At 27.4% G+C, this 19925-nt stretch carries 19 protein-coding genes; 6 read left to right on the top strand and 13 right to left on the bottom strand.

The genetic code is table 11. The annotated features are described in order from the left end of the window. Window positions 1-45: 45 nt before the first annotated feature. From J2Z71_RS00520 to J2Z71_RS00510, 3 genes are all read left to right on the top strand, one after another. Window positions 46-522 carry a DUF1836 domain-containing protein gene (locus J2Z71_RS00520; protein WP_210059893.1) on the top strand — a complete coding sequence of 159 codons (477 nt, stop codon included), beginning with the start codon at window positions 46-48 and terminating at the stop codon, window positions 520-522. Beyond that, complete coding sequence (gene trhA, locus J2Z71_RS00515; protein WP_210059892.1) at window positions 506-1150, top strand: PAQR family membrane homeostasis protein TrhA; 645 nt, start codon at window positions 506-508, stop codon at window positions 1148-1150. Before J2Z71_RS00520 ends, trhA begins: the two co-directional genes overlap by 17 nt. Before the next feature lie 110 nt (window positions 1151-1260). Beyond that, window positions 1261-1731 carry a GNAT family N-acetyltransferase gene (locus J2Z71_RS00510; RefSeq protein ID WP_210059891.1) on the top strand — a complete coding sequence of 157 codons (471 nt, stop codon included), beginning with the start codon at window positions 1261-1263 and terminating at the stop codon, window positions 1729-1731. Between the two features lie 53 nt (window positions 1732-1784). Here J2Z71_RS00510 and J2Z71_RS00505 read toward each other — a convergent pair whose 3' ends face one another. The 7 genes from J2Z71_RS00505 to J2Z71_RS00475 form a co-directional block, all read right to left on the bottom strand. After that, window positions 1785-2456, bottom strand: a complete 672-nt coding sequence (locus tag J2Z71_RS00505; protein ID WP_210059890.1) for a hypothetical protein — start codon at window positions 2454-2456, stop codon at window positions 1785-1787. A gap of 144 nt (window positions 2457-2600) precedes the next feature. After that, a complete protein-coding gene (locus J2Z71_RS00500; protein WP_210059889.1) occupies window positions 2601-3464 on the bottom strand; it encodes an undecaprenyl-diphosphate phosphatase in 864 nt (287 codons plus the stop codon). Next, window positions 3465-4100, bottom strand: coding sequence for a hypothetical protein (locus J2Z71_RS00495; RefSeq protein WP_210059888.1), 636 nt, complete (start codon window positions 4098-4100; stop codon window positions 3465-3467). It lies immediately after the preceding gene. Window positions 4101-4104: 4 nt separating this feature from the next. Continuing rightward, window positions 4105-5430 carry a replicative DNA helicase gene (gene dnaB, locus J2Z71_RS00490; protein WP_210059887.1) on the bottom strand — a complete coding sequence of 442 codons (1326 nt, stop codon included), beginning with the start codon at window positions 5428-5430 and terminating at the stop codon, window positions 4105-4107. A gap of 65 nt (window positions 5431-5495) precedes the next feature. Continuing rightward, complete coding sequence (gene rplI / locus J2Z71_RS00485; RefSeq protein WP_210059886.1) at window positions 5496-5942, bottom strand: 50S ribosomal protein L9; 447 nt, start codon at window positions 5940-5942, stop codon at window positions 5496-5498. Beyond that, on the bottom strand, window positions 5939-7933 hold the full coding sequence (locus J2Z71_RS00480) for a DHH family phosphoesterase (protein WP_210059885.1): 1995 nt from the start codon (window positions 7931-7933) through the stop codon (window positions 5939-5941). Before J2Z71_RS00480 ends, rplI begins: the two co-directional genes overlap by 4 nt. 11 nt (window positions 7934-7944) lie before the next feature. Then, the gene (locus tag J2Z71_RS00475) at window positions 7945-8850 is read right to left on the bottom strand and encodes a DUF2232 domain-containing protein (protein ID WP_210059884.1); all 906 of its coding nucleotides are present in this window, start codon (window positions 8848-8850) and stop codon (window positions 7945-7947) included. 174 nt (window positions 8851-9024) lie between these two features. On the opposite strand from J2Z71_RS00475, the gene J2Z71_RS00470 reads away from it, so the two are divergent. Continuing rightward, on the top strand, window positions 9025-9771 hold the full coding sequence (locus J2Z71_RS00470) for an IclR family transcriptional regulator (protein WP_210059883.1): 747 nt from the start codon (window positions 9025-9027) through the stop codon (window positions 9769-9771). Window positions 9772-9805: 34 nt separating this feature from the next. Here J2Z71_RS00470 and groL read toward each other — a convergent pair whose 3' ends face one another. Together groL and J2Z71_RS00460 are read right to left on the bottom strand one after the other, a co-directional pair. Further along, a complete protein-coding gene (groL, locus tag J2Z71_RS00465) occupies window positions 9806-11425 on the bottom strand; it encodes a chaperonin GroEL (protein ID WP_210059882.1) in 1620 nt (539 codons plus the stop codon). Between the two features lie 18 nt (window positions 11426-11443). Further along, on the bottom strand, window positions 11444-11728 hold the full coding sequence (locus tag J2Z71_RS00460; RefSeq protein ID WP_210059881.1) for a co-chaperone GroES: 285 nt from the start codon (window positions 11726-11728) through the stop codon (window positions 11444-11446). A 278-nt stretch (window positions 11729-12006) separates the two neighbouring features. On the opposite strand from J2Z71_RS00460, the gene J2Z71_RS00455 reads away from it, so the two are divergent. Continuing rightward, window positions 12007-12630, top strand: coding sequence for a hypothetical protein (locus J2Z71_RS00455; RefSeq protein WP_210059880.1), 624 nt, complete (start codon window positions 12007-12009; stop codon window positions 12628-12630). Window positions 12631-12640: 10 nt separating this feature from the next. Here the strand turns inward: J2Z71_RS00455 and J2Z71_RS00450 are convergent, their stop codons facing one another. Next, a complete protein-coding gene (locus J2Z71_RS00450; RefSeq protein WP_210059879.1) occupies window positions 12641-13501 on the bottom strand; it encodes a DNA-3-methyladenine glycosylase family protein in 861 nt (286 codons plus the stop codon). 38 nt (window positions 13502-13539) lie between these two features. Then, window positions 13540-14190 carry a redox-sensing transcriptional repressor Rex gene (locus J2Z71_RS00445; RefSeq protein WP_210059878.1) on the bottom strand — a complete coding sequence of 217 codons (651 nt, stop codon included), beginning with the start codon at window positions 14188-14190 and terminating at the stop codon, window positions 13540-13542. An 84-nt stretch (window positions 14191-14274) separates the two neighbouring features. Between J2Z71_RS00445 and J2Z71_RS00440 the strand changes: the two genes are divergently transcribed. Continuing rightward, window positions 14275-16161, top strand: a complete 1887-nt coding sequence (locus tag J2Z71_RS00440) for an ABC-F family ATP-binding cassette domain-containing protein (RefSeq protein ID WP_210059877.1) — start codon at window positions 14275-14277, stop codon at window positions 16159-16161. 491 nt (window positions 16162-16652) lie between these two features. Here J2Z71_RS00440 and J2Z71_RS00435 read toward each other — a convergent pair whose 3' ends face one another. Continuing rightward, window positions 16653-17273 carry a stalk domain-containing protein gene (locus tag J2Z71_RS00435; protein WP_210059876.1) on the bottom strand — a complete coding sequence of 207 codons (621 nt, stop codon included), beginning with the start codon at window positions 17271-17273 and terminating at the stop codon, window positions 16653-16655. Between the two features lie 710 nt (window positions 17274-17983). After that, window positions 17984-19504 carry a copper amine oxidase N-terminal domain-containing protein gene (locus tag J2Z71_RS00430; RefSeq protein ID WP_210059875.1) on the bottom strand — a complete coding sequence of 507 codons (1521 nt, stop codon included), beginning with the start codon at window positions 19502-19504 and terminating at the stop codon, window positions 17984-17986. Window positions 19505-19925: the final 421 nt, after the last annotated feature.

The raw sequence follows: 19925 nt of genomic DNA, 5'->3' as shown, positions 1-19925 counted from the left end.
TTTAAGATAAATAATCAAATTATTAATATAATAAAAGATTTTAAGATGACAAAATATGAAGATTTACCAAGTTTTGATCTATATGTTGATCAATTAATTCAAATAGTACAAGAGGAATTAAAACCATTTTTTTTGCTTTCAAATAGCCAAAAATTAACTACTTCTATGGTAAATAATTATGTAAAGTCTAATGTTATGGATAAGCCAATTAAGAAAAAATATAATAAAGAGCAACTTTCAACATTAATTTTAATTACATCACTTAAATCGGTTTTTTCCATAGATGAAATAGACCAATTTATTAAACAAATTATAAATAATGAAGATTTTCAAAATTCTTATAATAAGTTTTGCATATCTTTAGAAACATCTATAAAAAATCTTTTTCTAAATAATGAGTATAAAGTTTTACAAGAAAAAAATTCCATAGATATTATTGTAAATGCAGTAGTTTCAAAATTATACATTCAATTAAAACTTGAATTGTTAAAAGGAGATTTTATTAATGAAGAATTTAGATAAGAAAAATATTTTAGTAGAAATTTTAAATAGTATTACTCATGGAATAGGAGTTATTTTAGGAATTGTATTTTTAATTATAATGATTGTTCAATCTTCTAAAATGCATAGTGGTTTAAGTGTTGCAAGTTTTGCAATATATGGCAGTTTTTTTATATTTATGTTTCTTGCAAGTACTATTTATCATGCTACAACTTTTACAAGATTTAAAAATTTCTTTAGAATTTTTGATCACAGCTCCATATTCTTTTTTATAGCAGGATCTTATACTCCTATTATAATAAATATCTTAAGTGGTAAAGAAAGAATTATTTCAATTTCTCTAATTTGGGCTATTGCTCTTATGGGATTTTTATTTAAAATATTTACTTATGGTAAGTATGATAAATATATTAAAGTTTCAGTTTTACTTTATATTGCAATGGGCTGGCTTGCAATTTTTCTAATAAGACCTATGATACTTTATACATCTTTTAAATGTGTCTTAATGATTGTTTTAGGTGGAATTTTATATACAGTTGGAACTTATTTTTACAAACAAAAATCTTCACAATATAGTCATGTAATATGGCATTGTTTCGTGCTAATGGCCGCTGTTTTTCAATTTATTGGAATATATGATTTGATTTAATTTATACTTTTAATCAAACAATTTTCTTATTATATCTTTTTTATAAAAATAAGATTTTTCTATTGTATCTTTTTTAATCTTTATATATAATACAGTCTTTGGAGGGCTTTATGAATATAAGAGAATATAATAAAACAGATAATAATGAAATCTTTAATTTATTTTACAACACTGTTCACAGCATAAATACTAAAGATTATTTAGAAGAACAAGTAAATGTTTGGGCTAAAAAAGATATTGATATTGATTGTTGGTGTGAAAAGTTTATAAATAGTTATACTATTATAGCTGAGGAAGATAATAAAATAGTTGGTTTTTCTAATATAGATAATGATGGATATCTTGATATGTTATACATTCACAAAGATTATCAACATAAAAATATAGCTTCTGAACTTTTAAATATAATTGAAAAATATTCTAAAGACAATAATATTTGCCAAATAACTACTTATTCTTCAAAAACTGCTAAAGACTTTTTTCTAAAAAAATATTTTGATTTAGTAGAAAATAATATTGTTATAGGAGATAATGTTGAACTTGAAAATTATTTAATGAAAAAAGAAATAAAAATAGGCTAATTAATTAGCCTATTTTTTATTTAAAAAAAAGATGCCTAAGCATCTTCTTTAATTTATTTTCCAAGACAAGTTTTACAATTATCAAAGTCTTTTAAATTTTCTTCTAATACTATTCTTAGATTTACATATTTTACATTTTTAATAAATCTACAATCTAAACTATGACATTTGTTTGAATTTTTTGAATGTGCATATTTTATATTTCCAAAGGATAATATATATACGCCCATTAAAATAATTAAGTTTGAGTATAAAATCTTAAATATACTAGACATTTGTCCTAATATTGGCATATTTCCAAAAAAGTCCTTAACTACTAAATTCATATTATTATTATTTAATAAGTTTCTTTTTTCTAAAGAAATAAGTAAGTCTTTATTAAAATTATTATTTTTAAAAGCTTCTTCAGCTATTGAAAAATATAATTTATTTACAAATATAACAAATCTCTCTCTTTCTAAGGGATCTATTCTACCAATAGTTTTTAAAGCAAGTTGCTCTAATTCTATTTCACTTTCTATATTGAGATTTATAAAATTATAATATTCTCTTTTAAAGTCAGTAGATACAAATAGTTTTTTAGCGTATTTATTTAAATCACTTCTAAAATCTTCTAAATAACTTCCATCGCTAAATAAAATAACTTGTTTAAATAGCTTTACATAATCTTCAATCATAAAATCATAATAGTTTTCTAAACTCTTATTAAAATCTTTATTAATCACTCTATTCCTCCAATAATTTACAATATACCTTTTATTATATTACTAATATAGATAAAATCAAAATTTTTATATAAAAAGTATTATTTTTAGTCCCATTTTTAAAATTCACAAAAAAAATCTATGAAAACTCATAGACTTTTATTTTTAAATAAATACTGCACTTATTAAAACTATTATTCCAAGTATTATTCTATATATACCAAATACTTGAAAATCATGTTTTTTAATATATCCCATAAATTTAACTATTACAGCATAAGCTACTGCAAAAGATACTACTGATCCTATTAGAATTAATATCCATTGATAAGATGTAAAAGCAAGTCCAACTTTAATAATCTTTAAAAGTGTTGCTCCAATCATTGTTGGAATTGCAAGGAAAAATGAAAATTCTGCTGATGCTGTTCTTGAACATCCAAGTATCATTGCTCCTATTATTGTTGCAGCTGATCTTGATGTGCCAGGTACCATTGCAAGACATTGGAAAAATCCAATAAAAAATGCAGTTTTCAAGCTTATTTCATCAAGAGTTTCAAATTTAAAGCTCTTTGTCTTATTTCTTCTTTCCATTATTATTATAATAATTCCATAAAATATAAGTGCTATTGCAACAGTTATCTTATTAAATAAGTATTTGTCTATTAAATCATCAAATAGTAGTCCTAGTACCATTGCTGGTATTACTCCAACTATTATCTTTGCAATAAGTCTCATAGTTTTCTTATCTAAGTATTTAAATCTTTCTAAAAAGCTAAGTTCATCTGCTTTTTCTTTTCCAACTCTTTTTACAAGTTTCTTTTTGTCTAAGGGATTTAATGTATTAAAATAAAGAACTACTACTGAAAGTATTGCTCCAAGTTGTATTATTACATTAAATGCATTTTGAAATTCCTTAGGTTCAAGTGTTAAAAACTCTCCAACTAATATAAGATGTCCTGTTGATGATATTGGAAGAAATTCTGTAATTCCCTCTACTATTCCAAGTATTAAAACCTTTAAAAAATCCATTTAGTCCTCCATAAATTTTTGATTAATCTCTATAAATTCTGTAAGTGGCTCTATTAATATATTATATGTTTCTGAACTATTTACTATTTTATATGATCCATCTTGTTTTTCTAAAACTAATTCTATTATAGTTTCCTTCTTTTCATCATATTTGTCTAGCTTTTTTGACAGTTCTTTATAATATTGTTCGAATTTATTAGCAAAGTCTTCTTCATTTAATTCTGGTCTATCTATTTTTAATACTTCATCTTTATAATCTGTTCCATCTTGATATTCTAGTTTAATTTTAACAATTCCATGATTTTTATCATTTTTAGAACTTAATATTTCATAGTCAAAATCCATTGCCTTTTCATAAGCTAAATCATTATAAGATTTAATTGCCTCTGTAACTTTATTTAAATCTTCTTCAGATTCTATTTTATTTTTTTGAATTATTCTAAATCCATCACTAATTCTATCTGTAAAATCTTTTAAGACAAAAAATTCATTTTCATTTGCATAATAACTCTTTGTCTTTTCATATTCTAAATTCTTTAAGCTATCTAAATAATCTGATGCAACATTTTCTGGATTGTTCTTTCCACATCCTACTAATAGTAATAAAAGTGTCAATATTGGTATTAGTTTCTTCATATGTCTATATTTCCTTTTCTAAGTTTAAGAATTTTGTAAATTCCTTTTTAAATGCTAGCTCTATTGTACCTGTTGGTCCATTTCTATGTTTTGCTATTATAACTTCACCAATATTTGGCTTTTCAGATTCCTCTTTATTATAATATTCATCTCTATATAAAAACATTACAACATCGGCATCTTGCTCTATTGCTCCTGATTCACGAAGATCCGATAAAATCGGTCTATGATCTGTTCTTGTCTCTGGCATACGTGATAATTGAGAAAGTGCTATTATTGGAACTTCAAGTTCCTTTGCTATTGCCTTTAGATTTCTAGATATTGCAGAAATCTCTTGTTGACGGGACTCTACACGTCCACCCATTTGCATAAGTTGAAGATAATCGACTACTATAAGGTCTAGTCCTCTTTCTATTTTTAGTCTTCTACATTTTGCCTTTAATTCTAGTGGTGATATTCCTGCTGTATCATCTATTTCAAGTTTCATTTCAGATAATACTGGCATTGTATTTATAACTTTAAGCCATTCATCTTCATTTAAATTACCACTTATTACCTTTTGAAGATCTACATGGGCAGTAGAAGATATAATTCTTTGCACAAGCTGATGCCTACTCATCTCTAGAGAAAACATTGCAACTGATGCTCCAGCCTTTAAAGCTGTATTTGTTGCTATATTTACCATTAAAGCAGTTTTTCCCATAGATGGACGAGCTGCAAGAAGTATAAGATCTGATTTTTGCATTCCAGATAGTTGATTGTCAAGATCTACAAATCCTGTAGTAAGGCCTGTTAATTTATCAGGATTTTGTGCTCTTTTTTCCATTTGTGCAAAGGACTCAAGTAGCACTTCTTTTACTGGAACAAGACCTGTTCTATGAGAGTCTTGAGTTATGTCAAAGATATTTTTTTCAGCTGATTCAATAATTCCATCTATTTCTGCATCTGATGAATAAGATTTTGAAATTATAGAATCACTTACTTCTATAAGTCTTCTAAGAGTTGATTTTTCTTTTATTATTTCGCAGTAATATCCTGTATTTGCAATTGCTGCAACAGAACTTGTAAGATTTGCAAGATAAGATAATCCTCCAACTTCTTCCATTACATTTCTTTTTTTAAGTTCTTCTGAAACTGTTACTATATCTGCTGGCTCATTTCTATTATATATAGAAAGAACAGCTGAATATATTTCACCATGTGCTGGTGAATAGAAATCCTCTGGTCTAAGAATTTCAATTGCAGTTGTTATTGCATCCTTTGAAAGCATTAGAGCACCTAGTACAGACTCCTCTGCTTCTTGATTATGTGGTGGAATTTTTAGCTCCATTTTTTCACCTCAATTAAGGAAACTCTAAAATATCTTTTGAAAGTATTTTAGAGTCTCACATTTTTTTATTCTGTTACTACTGAAACTTTAAGTGTTGCTACTATTTCAGGATAAAGTTTTATATTTACATTTTTTACTCCTGAAGTTTTTATATTATCACTAAGTTCAATTTTTTTCTTATCAATTTTAAATCCAAGTTGTTTTTCAGCTGCAGTTGCAATGTCCTTTGATGTTACAGCACCAAAAAGTTTTCCATTTTCTCCGCCTTTTGCTTTGATTTCAACTTTTGACTTTTCAATTTTTTTCTTTAATTCTTCAGCTTCTTTTTTATTTTCAGCTTCTTCTTTAGCTTCAATAGCCTTTTGTTTTTTCCATTCTTCTAAATTTTCAGGTGTTGCTTCTATTGCAACCTTTCTAGGAAATAGAAAGTTTCTAGCAAAACCATCCTTTGCCTCTACTAATTCTCCTGCTTTTCCCAGTTGTTTATGGTCTTTTATTAAAATTACTTTCATTCTTTCTCATCCTCTTCATAATATTCTTTTATTGCATTTATTAAACTTTCTTCAGCATAATTTACATCTGTTGATTCAAGTTGAGCTCCTGCCATATTTAAGTGACCTCCGCCACCTAGTTTTTCAAGGATTAATTGAACTGAAATATTTCCTCTACTTCTTCCTGATATATGAGTTTTTCCACTAGAAACAGTTATTACAAAACTTGCATTTACTCCATTTATATCTAGAAGTTCATCTGCAGCTTGAGCTGCTATTAATATAGAGTTTGGAGCTTCTCTTTCCATTTTAGAAATAGCTATTTCATTAAATATTATCTTTGTATTATGCACTACTTCTGCTTTATTTAGAAGTGTATCTAAATCATCTTGGAAAAGTTGTTTAACCTTAAACATATCTGCTCCAGCTCTTTTTAATATAGATGCTGCTTCAAAAGTTCTAACTCCAGTTTGGAAACTAAAGTTTTTCGTATCTACTACTATACCACTCATTAGAGCATCTGCTTCAAAATGAGTAAGATTTAATTCATCATTCATATAAGTAAGCATTTCTGTTACAAGCTCACTTGTAGAAGATGCATAGGGTTCTACATATGTTAATACAGGATCTTTAACAAATTCCTTTCCTCTTCTATGATGATCTATAATTACAACTTGTGGTGTCATCTCTAAAAGTTCAGGTGCCTCTGTAAAGGAAGGTTTGTGATTATCTACAAGTATTAATAGTGATTTTGGAGTAATATTATTCATTGCATATTCTCCTGTTACTATCATATTATATGTTTCTTCCTCTTCTTCTTTCATTCTATTTAATAGATTTTCTATTGAAGGATTAGAATTATTTAATACAATATGACCTTTTTTACCTCTATTTAATACAGCTCTAAGCACTCCTATTCCAGAGCCTATTGCATCCATATCAGCATTTTTATGTCCCATAATATAAACATCACTTGCTCCATCTATTAATTGACGAAGTGCAATACCAAGGACTCTTGCCTTAACTTTATTTCTTTTTTCAACGGCCTTTGATTTTCCACCAAAGAACTCATAATTGTCATCTACTTTTACTACAGCTTGATCTCCACCACGTCCTAGTGCAAGATCTAAACATGTATCTGATTCTGCATAAGCTTCCTTATAAGATAGTCCAAAAGAAGATACTCCAATTGAAAGTGTAATTGGAATTGTATTTCCCTTATCAAGTTCTCTTAAATCATCAAGTAAATCAAATCTCTTTTCTTTAATTTGTTTTAATGATTTAAAACTCATAACTACAAGATACATATCCGTATCATATTTTCTTACAAGAGCATCAAAATCTTCAAAATATCCTCTTATTGTAGAGTCTATTTCTGCAATTAATTGTGGTCTATTACTTGATGGAGCAGAATCCATTGCCTCATCAAAGTTATCTACTTCAATTCTTGCTACTATTGAATTACTATCAATATATTTTCTCTCTAGCTTTTTAAAATGTGTCTCATTAATAAAATAAAACATCATCATTCTATTTCGATCTGAATTTGTCTTTGATACATCAATTAAATTTGGATAAACACTATAATTGCTATTTTCTATTGTTATTGGAAATGTATTTTTTAAACTTCCATCTAAAACAGATTCTATATCAATTCCATTTATTAAATCATTTAGATCAGCATTCATAATATCTTGATCTTTAAATAAATTTAAAAAGGGCGTATTATACCAAATTATTATTCCCTTTTCATCTGCTATTACAAGGGGAAAAGGCATACTAAAAACTGCTTGTTTAGTTACAGTATCAAAATCATCACTTATTTCTTCAATATACTTTTTAGACTCTTCATTTTTAATTTTAATATTTTTCAATAAAGTATATACAATATATACATACAAAAATACTGCTACAAGTCCTATTAATGGCGTAAAATAAGCGACAATAACTATTAATAAGGCCGAAAATATAAGATAATATTTAATATCTTCTACAGAATACTTACTATTCATATAATCACCTCTTAGTTAGGTACATTTCTAAAGTTTAATAAAACATCAAAAAATCCTAACACAATAAATATAATTTGTACACCTGGTATTATTAAGGCACAAACTATAATTAAAATTTGTAAAATACTTGCCATTCTAGCTTTCATCATTAAAAACTTAGCTACACTAAGTCCCTCAAAAAGTAAAAGAGTTCCCATTACAATTACTATATTTTCTATAATAACAAAATAATTTTCTCCAATTAATTCTTGAAATAGAAATACTCCTGCTACACCTATTATACTACTAATTACAATACCATTTGGTAGTCTAAAAAATATAAAAGAACTTGGTTGCATTATTATTTTATTCTCTTTTAATAAAGTTCTTCCTGTTATTGTATAAGTTGTATATGAAATAAATAAAGACATTAAAAGCAAAATAGCTGGCATTATCTGAAGTGTTCTATTATATATCATTGTAATATTTGATGTTGAAAAATCAACATTAACACTTGCATCTAAAAGCTCTTTTTGCATTTCTATAAATTTTGAAATTGTATCTTGTGATTTTAAAGTTTCAGGAGTTATTCCAAAAGTATAACTTATAAAAATCATTGATACAAAAAATAATATTGCATTTATAACAATAGTTGTATTTACATCGTATTTATTTATAATCATATAATTAAATATCAGAATCATTGGCCCAAACATTGTAAGTACAGAGATTCCAACTACTGGAGATATTAATATTGCAAGTATTAAACACACTCCAATAAAACACCCCATTACTTTTACTATACCTTCTTTTAAAGACTCTGCAACAAACATTGCAGGAAATAAAATATATAGCACAGGAAAGAATGATCCAAGCAATGCTATAAGAGAAGATTTAGTCATTAATTTTAACAAATTATTAATGGTTTTTTTATTCAAAGAATCACTCCTAACTATCTTAGTTTACCATATTTAGAAGTTTTTTTATAGTATTTGAGCTCTTCAATATAAGTATATAAAAATTAATATAAAATTCGTTATTCCTCATAGTGATATTCATTTCATTTTATGGTATACTAAAAATAGTATATTTATTCTTAAAGGAGAACAATTATGATACAAAGTTTAGTTAAAGCATCAAATATTTTAGAGTTTATGAAACCAGTTAATAAGGAATATACTATAGCTGAAATTTCAGAAGGTGTAGATATTCCACCTAGTACTACTCATAGAATACTAAACACATTAATCGGATGCGATTATGTAATGAAAGATGAAAGAACTCATCTTTATAAACTAGGACCCGGACTTATTTCTTTAGGTATTGCTGCAACATCTAATATTAATCTACAAGAAGATGCCTATCCTATTTTAAAAGCACTTTCAAAGGTTACTGAAGAAGATGCCTTTTTAATGATAAAATCAGGCAATAAAGGTCTTGTTATAGCAAAAGCTGAAGGCCCTCACTCTTTAAAAGCTGTAGAGCATTTCGGTCTTGAAATTCCTCTACATATGGGCGCTATAAGAAAAGTGCTTCTTGCTTTTCAACCTGAAAAGTATATTGATTTTTATTTAAATGAAAAATTAACACCTTATATTAATGGTGGTGTTCCTGATAAGGACAAACTTATAGCAGAGTTAAAGCATATAAAAGAAACTAATATTTCAATATCTACTTCTGAATATATTAAAAATGGTGGAGGAATAGCAGCTCCTGTATTTGACTACAAAAAAGATATTGTGGCATCTATTGGAATAATTGCACCATCTTATAGAATTACACCTGATAATCAAGAAGAACTTGTAAAACAAGTTTCTTATTATGCAAATGAACTTTCTAAAAAACTTGGATATTATTAAAAAAGTCTTGCCATTGGCAAGACTTTTTTATTTATTACATCATTCCCATTCCTGGATTCATTGGCATTTCTGGTTCTTTTTCAGGTATTACAGCTACTGCTGCTTCTGTAGTTAGAATCATAGATGCAACAGATGATGCATTTTGAATAGCTGATCTTGTAACCTTAGTTGGATCAACAATTCCTGCTTTAATCATCTCTTTATAATTGTTATTAAGTGCATCATATCCCATTCCCTTTTCAAGGCTTTTTACTTTTTCAACAATTACAGAACCTTCAAGTCCAGCATTTTCTGCTATTTGACGAAGTGGAGCTTCTAAAGCTTTAAGAATAATATTAACTCCTGTTCTTTCGTCTCCTTCAAATTCCTCAGCAAGTTTTGAAACTGCAGCAATACAATCTACAAGTACAGTTCCACCTCCTGGAACAATACCCTCTTCAACAGCTGCTCTTGTTGCAGATAGAGCATCTTCTATTCTTAATTTTCTTTCTTTAAGTTCAACTTCTGTTGCAGCTCCAACTTTTACAACTGCAACTCCACCTGATAATTTTGCAAGTCTTTCTTGAAGTTTTTCTTTGTCAAATTCAGATTCAGTTTCTTCAAGTTGTGCTTTAATATGGTTAATTCTATCATCTAAATCATCTTTAGATCCAGCACCATCTACTATTACAGTTAAATCTTTTTCAACTCTAACCTTAGCACAGCTTCCTAAATCTTCTATTGTAGCATCTTTGATTTCTTGACCTAAATCAGCTGAAATAACACTTCCACCTGTTAAGATTGCAATATCTTCAAGCATTTCTTTTCTTCTATCGCCATATCCTGGAGCTTTAACACTTACAACATTTAAAGTTCCTCTTAATTTATTTAATACTAAAGTAGCAAGAGCTTCTCCTTCTAAATCTTCAGCAATAATTAAAAGTGGTTTTGATTGTTGTAAAACTTGTTCAAGTAATGGAAGAATTTCTTGTATATTTGTAATTTTCTTATCAGTAATTAAAATATATGGATTATCAAGTTCAGCAACCATTTTTTCATTATCAGTTACCATATAAGGAGATACATATCCTCTGTCAAATTGCATACCCTCTACTACATCAAGGCTAGTTCCCATTGATCTAGATTCTTCAACAGTAATAACTCCGTCTTTTCCAACTTTTTCCATTGCTTCAGCAATTAAGTGACCAATTTCTTCATCAGCTGCAGAAATCGATGCAACTTGTGCAATTGACTCCTTAGTTTCCACAGGTTTTGAAAATTCTTTTATATTTTTAACAGTTTCATCAACAGCTTTTCTAATTCCCTTTTGAAGAATCATAGGATTTGCTCCTGCTGCTAAGTTTTTCATACCTTCTTGAATCATAGCTTGAGCTAGAATTGTAGCAGTAGTAGTACCATCACCAGCAACATCATTAGTCTTAGTAGCTACTTCCTTAACAAGTTGAGCGCCCATATTTTCAAATTTATCTTCACATTCAATTTCTCTTGCAATAGTTACACCATCATTTGTAATAAGAGGTGAACCATATTCTTTATCTAAAATAACATTTCTTCCCTTAGGTCCAAGTGTTACCTTTACAGTATCAGCAAGTATATTAATACCATTAATTAAACCTTTTCTTGCATCTTCTGAAAATTTAATTTCTTTTGCCATTTTTTCTCCCTCCAAAAATTACTTTTCAATAACAGCTAAAATATCTGAAAATTTAATAATTGTGTATTTCTCTTCTTCAAGTTCTAGTTCTGTTCCAGCATATTTTGAAAATACAACTTTATCTCCTATTGAGATTTCACCTTGTTTCTTTTCATCATCAGAAATACCCTTTCCTATAGCAATTACTTCAGCTATGTTGGATTCTTCTTTTGCAGAAGAAGGAAGTACAATACCAGATGCTGTAGTTTCTTCTTGTTCAACTTTTTTAATTACAACTTTGTCCTCTAATGGTTTTAAATTCATAATATGCCTCCTAATAATTATTTTTCTTTTTTAGCACTCACAATGTTTAAGTGCTAACTTTATTAATATAATAATACATTTCAAAAATAAATTCAAGTATTTTTGACATTTACTTACCTTCGTTTTGACATTTTTTTACCATTGATTTTCTCTATTGATATACCCAGTTTAAATACTTTCTCACAAATTAATATTTATATTGCTTTTTTATATAGATAGGATTAGAATATTCTCATTGTTCAAAATTTTAATAATATTTTAAAAGGTAGGTTTGTAAATTGAATCTAGTTAAATTAAGCAATAATGTATATTTCACATCTTCTACATCTTATGAGAACTATCCAAATATTGGATATATTAGAGGAAATAAATACTCTATTATGATTGACTCTTGTAGCTCAAAAGAATACTTAAAGGATTTTGAAAATTCCTTAAAAAATAATAATTTTAGAAATCCAAAACTTACTATTATTACTAATTATTATAAAGATAAATTTAAAAAAGAAAATTATCTAAAATCAAAAACTATATCTTCTATTAATATTAATAATAAAATTAAAAATGCTATTAATTGTACAAAGGGATCAAATCTATGCTTTTCAGGTAAAACTACATTTTCTCTTGGAAATTTAACTTGTGAAGTCTTAGAAATTCCATCACCTTATTGTAATGAAGCAGTATCTGTATTTGTAAAAGAAGATAAAATACTATTTTTGGCAAATGCCCTTACAAGTAATAATAATCCTTACAATATAAACAATGCAAAAAAACTATATAAGATGCTTTATGCATTAAATTTTAATAAATGTCTTTTAGCACATTTAGATAAAATCTTTACAAAAAATGAAATTATGAATATATTAGAAAATCAAATAGATGAAAATAAAAAAAGAATGGCTTAAAACCATTCTTTTATTTGCTTCCCAGTTTATTTTCACGACCATAGAAGAATAAATACTGTTGTGCAATACCTGCATATTCTTTAAATAACTTTCTTCCCTCATTTGCTATTTGGTTTTTATTAGTTTCCTTATGAAAGTACAACTCTTCCATAACTCTTTTTATCCAAACATCAACAGGAAAAGACTCAGATCTCTTAAAAGAAAATAATAAGCAACAATCAGCAACCTTTGGACCTACTCCAGGCAATTTCATAAGTTCATTTCTTGCATCTTCCAAATCTCCATTAAAACAAATATCAAAATCTATTTCATTATTATTTATCATAATTGCAGATTCAACTATTCTCTTATCACGAAATCCTACCTTTGCAAACTCCCTTAAATCCTCAACTTTTGCACGAGACAACTGCTCAGGACTTGGAAAAGCATAGTATTTTTTTCCATTAATCTGCTCAATTAAATCGCCATACATCTCAGAGATTAACTCAACAGATTTTTTTATTCTTGGAATTTGATTATTTGCAGAAATAATAAATGTAATAATCGTCTCAAAATTTGATTGATTTAAAATTCTAATACCTTCTCCATAATCAATACAAGTCTTTAAAATCTCATCTTTTGAAAGAACTTCCTTCATTTTATTATAATCTCTATTTAAATCAAAATAGTCTTTCCATATATTATTAAAATCTTCTTCATTTACATTACTTAAAATAATATTATTTTTCTCTTTCTTTACATTAATAACTCTATTAAAAGCTACATTTGTAAAAGAAGAATCCTCTTCTTCATTCCATCTAAAAGCTTGCCCACATTTAAAAATATGTGCAGGCTCAAAAGAATCTACATTTTCTATTATATATTTTTCCATATTTCACCTTTTAAAAAATGGCACAGTTTCCTGTACCATTATTTCTCACTAAAATGTTCCTTTAAGTAATATGAAAGTTTAAGTAGTGAATCATTAAGTCTAATATTTTCAATGATTACATCACTATCTTCTGGCATATGAAAATCTATTGGTGCGAAATTCCATATTCCCTTTATACCAGCTTCTATTAGTGTATGAATAACATCAATTGCATTTTGCTTTGGAACTGTGATAATACCTACGTCAATATTGTTTTCTTTTACATATTCTTTCATCTCAGAATAAGGAAGGATTGGTACATTATCCACTTTTTCCCCTATAAGTTTATCATTTGTATCAAAAAGTGCTTCAATTTTAAAGCCACTTGCTCTAAAATCGTCATACTTTGCAACAGCAGAACCTAAAGAACCTGCCCCAACTACAATAGTCTTATAAGTGTGATCCATCCCTAAAATCTTATCAATTTGATTTCTTAAATCAACGGCATTATATCCATAACCCTGTTGACCAAATCCACCAAAGTTGTTTAAATCTTGTCTAATTTGAGACGCTGTAAATCCGGTTAATTTACTTAACTCAGATGAAGAGATTCTCTCAATATCTCTATCTATTATTTCTGTTAAATATCTGTGGTAAATAGGCAATCTTCTAATTACTGTTTCCGAAACTTTACTAGCCTTATTCGCCATTGACGCACCTCCCTTTATGTTAATATTATATCAAGCTTTCCATAATTTGTAAAATTTGATAAAATTAAAGTCTGAGGTGTAAATATGTTATTAAGTATATCCAATATTAAAAAATCCTATATTACAGATCCTGTACTTGATGGTGTATCTCTTATAGTTGAAGAACATGATAAAGTTGGTTTAATTGGAAACAATGGTTCAGGTAAAACTACTTTATTTAATATAATAACTGGAGAAATATCTAAAGATGATGGCGATATATTTATGCCAAAAGATTTAAAAATAGGATATTTAAAACAACAACTTCATATTGAAAGTGAAGAAAGTATTTATAAAGATTGTGAAAATATATTTGTAGATTTAATAAATATGGAAAAGAATTTAAGAAAACTTGAACATGAGATTGCAGATCCAAATTGCAAAAATTTAGAAAATCTTATGAATAAATACGGCAAACTCCAAGAAGAATTTCAAGAAAGAGAAGGATATTCCTACCCTTCTAAAATACGAGGCACATTAATAGGTCTTGGATTTAAAGAAGAGGACTTTGAAAAAAAAGTAAAAGAATTATCAGGAGGACAAAAATCACGTCTTGCCCTTGCAAAACTCTTACTAGAAGAACCTGATCTTATGCTTCTTGATGAGCCTACAAACCATCTAGATATAAATGCAATATCTTGGCTTGAAAAATATTTAAAAGACTTTAAAGGTGGACTTATTTTAATATCTCATGATAGATATTTTTTAAATAATGTTGTAAATAAAATAGCTCTACTTGAATATCACAAATTAACTATATTTAAAGGAAACTACTCATCCTATGCAAAAGAGCGAAAAAAACAAATAGAACTTTTAAAAAAGCAATATGAAGATCAACAAAAAGAAATTAAAAGACAAGAAGCAGTAATAGAAAGATACTTAGGTCTTGGTAGAGAAAGATTTATAAGACAGGGTAAATCACGTCAAAAACTATTAGACAAAATGAAAAAACTTCCACCACCACAAGAAGTTAAAAAAACTCAAATAAGATTTGCTCCAAAATATGAATCAGGACGTGAAGTTTTAAAAGCGACAGACTTAGAAAAAGCCTATGATGACAACTTAATATTTCAAAATATAAACTTTATGGTCTATAAAAAAGATAAAGTTGGAATTATTGGACCAAATGGAGTAGGTAAATCTACACTATTTAAAATAATCACAGAAAAATTAGAAGCAACAAGTGGAAGTGTAGAATTTGGATCAAATGTAAATATTGCCTACTTTGATCAAGAAATGGAAAATCTAAGTGATGAAAAGACAATTATAGATGAAATTTGGGACGAATATCCAACACTTGATCACTTTCAAATAAGAAGATACTTAGCACAATTTCTCTTTGTAGGTGATGATATCTTTAAAATCATAGGTGACCTATCAGGTGGAGAAAAAGGTAGAGTTTCACTACTTAAAATAATGCTTCGTGGTGCTAATCTATTATTACTAGATGAGCCAACAAACCATTTAGACATAGACTCTAAAGAAATCTTAGAAGAAGCACTAAATATTTACGATGGAACTATTATCTCAATATCCCATGATAGATACTTTTTAAACTCCACTTGCAATAAAATTTTTGCAATGAGTAAAAATAGTATAGATGAATATCTTGGAAACTATGACTACTATCTTGAAAAAACAACAATTACAGAAGAAGAGGACGAAGAAATAATCTCTAAAACTGAACTAGACAATATTAAAAAACTAAAAAGACAAGATAGACTTAAAAAGAAAAAAGAACGAGAAGAAAAAGAAAAACTTGAAAAAGATATCCACAATATAGAAGAAAACATTAAAAAAATTGACTTAGAACTTTCTAGCCCAGAAATATATGAAAATTTAGAAAAAGTACATGAACTTTCAGACAAAAGAGATGCACTTAATATTGAGCTAGAAGAACTTTATGAAATTTGGTTTAGCTTTGAAGAATAAAATCCTATGAAAATAGGATTTTTTTATTGTAAAAAATGAATATCCACAGAATATAGACAATGTAAACAATTTTCATGAAAAATTAGCTTTAAAATATTTAATTAACATAAAACTTATCAACAGTTTTATATATAAACAATAGTTTTCAACAAAGTTATGCACATACTCAACAGCTCTAATTTACACACTTATTTTCTTTGTTTATTAAATATACTTGATAAACCTCTATTCTATGCCATTCATCTTAGTTTTTACTAAAAAATAACTATAAACAGCTTTAAGCCTTGATTATAAGCTTATCCCCAAAGTTATGCACATTATCAACAATATTCTGAACATACTTTTTTGTGGAAAGGTATTAATACCCATGAAATAATGTACTAAATAAAGATTAAAATTTATATGTATAATATAATAAATATTAATACTAAAAAAACTTTTACTTTAAAACAATTTTAATTTTACATAAAAAAAAGACACCAAAGTGCCTTTTATAAAAATTGTTCAAATATATTTTCTTTTAAATTTTGAACTTCCTTTTCTCTTTCTTCCTTCTCTTTTTCTATTTGTTCCTGTGACTTAGAAATTTTAATAATATAGTTTTTAGGATCTTGATTGTCAAATTCAACAGTATATCCTAAATTTTCAGAAACAAATCTTAAAGGAACCATAGTTCTATTATTTATTACTTGAGCAGGAACATCAAGTTCTACCTTTTCAGTACCTACAAGAGCATTTTTATTTCCAATTTCAAGAGCAATTCCAACACCATCTTTATTTGCTCTAGCAACTCTATTGGCATTGTCCCAAGAAATATCAGCACCCATTGCTTCAAATACAGCTCTAAATGGCACTAAAGTTCTATTCTCTTTTATAATAGGAGCTTGATCTTTAAAATCTATTGCAACATCATTTATTAAAACTGAAATATTTACATTGCTTTTTTCTGCTATAAAAATTGAAGTAGGTCCATCAGCTTGTCCAATTATCTCACCTGAGCCTTCCTCTGTAACTAAAGACACAGCCTCAGCAGCATATGAAATATTTGGAGCAATTATCATAGACATAAAACAAAACGCACTTAAACCTAAAACCTTTAAACTCTTTCTCATATTTCCTCCTTAAAAATTTAAATTTTATCTAGATTTAGTTTATCATATAAATTATAAATTCAATATAAAATTCATTAAAAGCATAATATTTGATAATTATAAATTAGTTCCAAATGTATTTATACATACAATCTTGAACGGACGGTTAGGGACAACCGTCCCTACAAATAGGTCCGAACATATAAATCTTTTTATTGTAAGGAGCTTTGTCCCCAACGCTCAACATACAATGCATATATTTACACAATTAAAGATTAGTTAAAACCCTTATCATTCAAAGATTTCTTTAATACATACAATTTAAGCGGACGGTTAGGGATAACCGTCCCTACAAATAGGTCCGCACATTTAAATCTCTTTACAATAATAATTTTGAAATGTCAGTTGATATTGTAAGGAGCGTTGTCCCCAACGCTCAGCATACAATGTATATATCTACACAATTAAAGATTAGTTAAAACCCTTATCCTTCAAAGATATTTTTAATACATACAATCTTGAACGGATGGCTCACGACAACCGTCCCTACAAATAGGTCCGCACATTTAAATCTCTTTACAATAATAATTTTGAAATGTAGGTTGATATTGTAAGGAGCGTTGTCCTCAACGCTCAGCATACAATCTATATATCTTCACAATCATAAATTCCTTCCAACATACCTTTAATTATATCCACACAATAAAAAAGACCACTTTCGTGGCCTTCTATTATTTTGCTACTTCTTCTTTTGCAATTTGTTCTTCTTTTTCATCTGCAAACATAGCTTCTAATTCTTTTAATTTTTCTTCTTCTTTTTTAGCTAGTTCTTCATCACTAATATTATATATATCAATCATATATATTGGAGAATTTTCATTATCAAATTTAACTTTATATCCTAAGTTTTCTGAAATAAATCTTAGTGGTATCATAGTTCTATTATTTAATACTTCTGCTGGTACATCAAGATTTACTTCTTTCCCATTTACCTTAGCTACTTTTGATCCAATAATAAGTTCTATATCCATATCATCTTTTTTAGCACTTACTTTTTGAGCTTTTTGATCCCATTTAACTTCTGCTCCAATATTTTCAAGTAATGCTCTTACTGGTACTAAAGTTCTATTTTCTTTTAGTACTGGTTCTTGATCTTCAAAATAAATTTCTTCTCCATTTACTTTTACAAATATCATTGGTCCTGATATTTCTTGTGGACTTATTCCACTTATCATTGTAAAGTATTCCATCATTGTAATTTCTTTTACTGATGTTGGAAGAGTAATTTCAACATTATCTACTTTTTTAGAATTAGTAGTCATAGTCATATTCATACTAACCATATTTTCTACATTTAAAAGATATTTAATTTCTTGAGTATATGAATCTTTATCAAATGTTGTTTTTGAAGAAATTTTTGATCCTTTTAATGTTTCTTCTACAAGTTTAGTTTGTTCTTCAAATTTTTCTTTATTATAAGAATTAACCATTTCTTTTAAATCTTCTTTTTCAATTGGCATTTCAAATTTTTTCATTAATTCTATAATTGGTTCTTCAAATTCCGAATAGTTATTTACAACACTATCTACTGCATTATTAAAATCTTTTACAATATCATTAATACTTGCCTCATAGGAATAAGTATTGTCTTTAACTTTTACATCTGTAGATGGCTTAAATCCTTTAAATGCTTTTTCTACAATCCCAAAAATTTCTGCTTCAAATTCTTTACTTTGCATATATTTTGTAATTGTTTCAATTTTTGCTTGGTCAATCGTATTTGCACCTTGCATTGAATTTGCACCTATATTAATAGCTAAATAATCTTCTTTTATATTTTTAAGTTCTTCTGAAGCTTCATCTCCTAGCATATCTGTAAAAAATTTCTTTTCTATATATGCTTTTTCATTTGTTGCAAAAATATTCATATTAACTTCATCTGGAATACTTACTGGAATTTCTTCTCCTAGTTCTTTTGCCATAGATTTTATAGCTTTAAGATCCATTTTCATATTCATTTGCACAAGATTTTGCCCTTTAGATTTTCCTTTTAATTCCATTGGAATACTAAATTTAATTGCTTTTTCATCTTTAACTTCAACTTCAATATTTGCCTTTGCATCTATTGATGTGCCTTCCCATTGTGAAACTCTTTGTAATTCTTTAGAATAGCTCATCATATTTGGACTACATCCTACTAAAGAAAACATCATTACAGCAATCATTAAAACTGCCATTAATCTTTTTTTCATTTTATCCTCCTTATTAACACAACTGTGTATGTAACATATACACATTATATTCTTAGCAGTCATTTCTGTCAACAGTTGCATTTACATATTTATAAAGGATTTTATATGAACTATAGTCATTTATTTGCATAAAAAAAGACTAACATAAGTTAGTCCTTATTTCTATATTTAGTTGTATTTATCATATTCTAATTTTTAAACAAAGTGTTTAGGCTTTTAGCATTTAGCTACAAAAATATTCAAATTATCCTATGATATCTTTGAGTACCTTTCTAATCGCCTTAGAAAGGTTTTTAAATTCACTTTTCATTGGAATCACCTTTCCTTTATACCCTAAGCAATATCCCTTTTGAAATTTTCATTGGTATCACCCAAGTCTTTCATAAAATAGTTATAGCTTCTTTAAAATTTTCATTGGTAT

Source organism: Peptoniphilus stercorisuis, assembly GCF_017874395.1.
GTDB lineage: Bacteria > Bacillota > Clostridia > Tissierellales > Peptoniphilaceae > Anaerosphaera > Anaerosphaera stercorisuis.
The sequence above is the reverse complement of the archived record's forward strand: the minus strand, read 5'-3'. Positions and strand labels throughout refer to the sequence as shown.

Bases quoted from the DNA above. Each gene is read 5' to 3' on its own strand.
- J2Z71_RS00520 (WP_210059893.1), top strand. From the start codon at position 46: ATGACAAAATATGAAGATTTACCAAGTTTTGATCTATATGTTGATCAA.
- trhA (WP_210059892.1), top strand. From the start codon at position 506: ATGAAGAATTTAGATAAGAAAAATATTTTAGTAGAAATTTTAAATAGT.
- J2Z71_RS00510 (WP_210059891.1), top strand. From the start codon at position 1,261: ATGAATATAAGAGAATATAATAAAACAGATAATAATGAAATCTTTAAT.
- J2Z71_RS00500 (WP_210059889.1), bottom strand. From the start codon at position 3,464: ATGGATTTTTTAAAGGTTTTAATACTTGGAATAGTAGAGGGAATTACA.
- J2Z71_RS00495 (WP_210059888.1), bottom strand. From the start codon at position 4,100: ATGAAGAAACTAATACCAATATTGACACTTTTATTACTATTAGTAGGA.
- dnaB (WP_210059887.1), bottom strand. From the start codon at position 5,430: ATGGAGCTAAAAATTCCACCACATAATCAAGAAGCAGAGGAGTCTGTA.
- rplI (WP_210059886.1), bottom strand. From the start codon at position 5,942: ATGAAAGTAATTTTAATAAAAGACCATAAACAACTGGGAAAAGCAGGA.
- J2Z71_RS00480 (WP_210059885.1), bottom strand. From the start codon at position 7,933: ATGAATAGTAAGTATTCTGTAGAAGATATTAAATATTATCTTATATTT.
- J2Z71_RS00470 (WP_210059883.1), top strand. From the start codon at position 9,025: ATGATACAAAGTTTAGTTAAAGCATCAAATATTTTAGAGTTTATGAAA.
- groL (WP_210059882.1), bottom strand. From the start codon at position 11,425: ATGGCAAAAGAAATTAAATTTTCAGAAGATGCAAGAAAAGGTTTAATT.
- J2Z71_RS00460 (WP_210059881.1), bottom strand. From the start codon at position 11,728: ATGAATTTAAAACCATTAGAGGACAAAGTTGTAATTAAAAAAGTTGAA.
- J2Z71_RS00450 (WP_210059879.1), bottom strand. From the start codon at position 13,501: ATGGAAAAATATATAATAGAAAATGTAGATTCTTTTGAGCCTGCACAT.
- J2Z71_RS00445 (WP_210059878.1), bottom strand. From the start codon at position 14,190: ATGGCGAATAAGGCTAGTAAAGTTTCGGAAACAGTAATTAGAAGATTG.
- J2Z71_RS00440 (WP_210059877.1), top strand. From the start codon at position 14,275: ATGTTATTAAGTATATCCAATATTAAAAAATCCTATATTACAGATCCT.
- J2Z71_RS00435 (WP_210059876.1), bottom strand. From the start codon at position 17,273: ATGAGAAAGAGTTTAAAGGTTTTAGGTTTAAGTGCGTTTTGTTTTATG.
- J2Z71_RS00430 (WP_210059875.1), bottom strand. From the start codon at position 19,504: ATGAAAAAAAGATTAATGGCAGTTTTAATGATTGCTGTAATGATGTTT.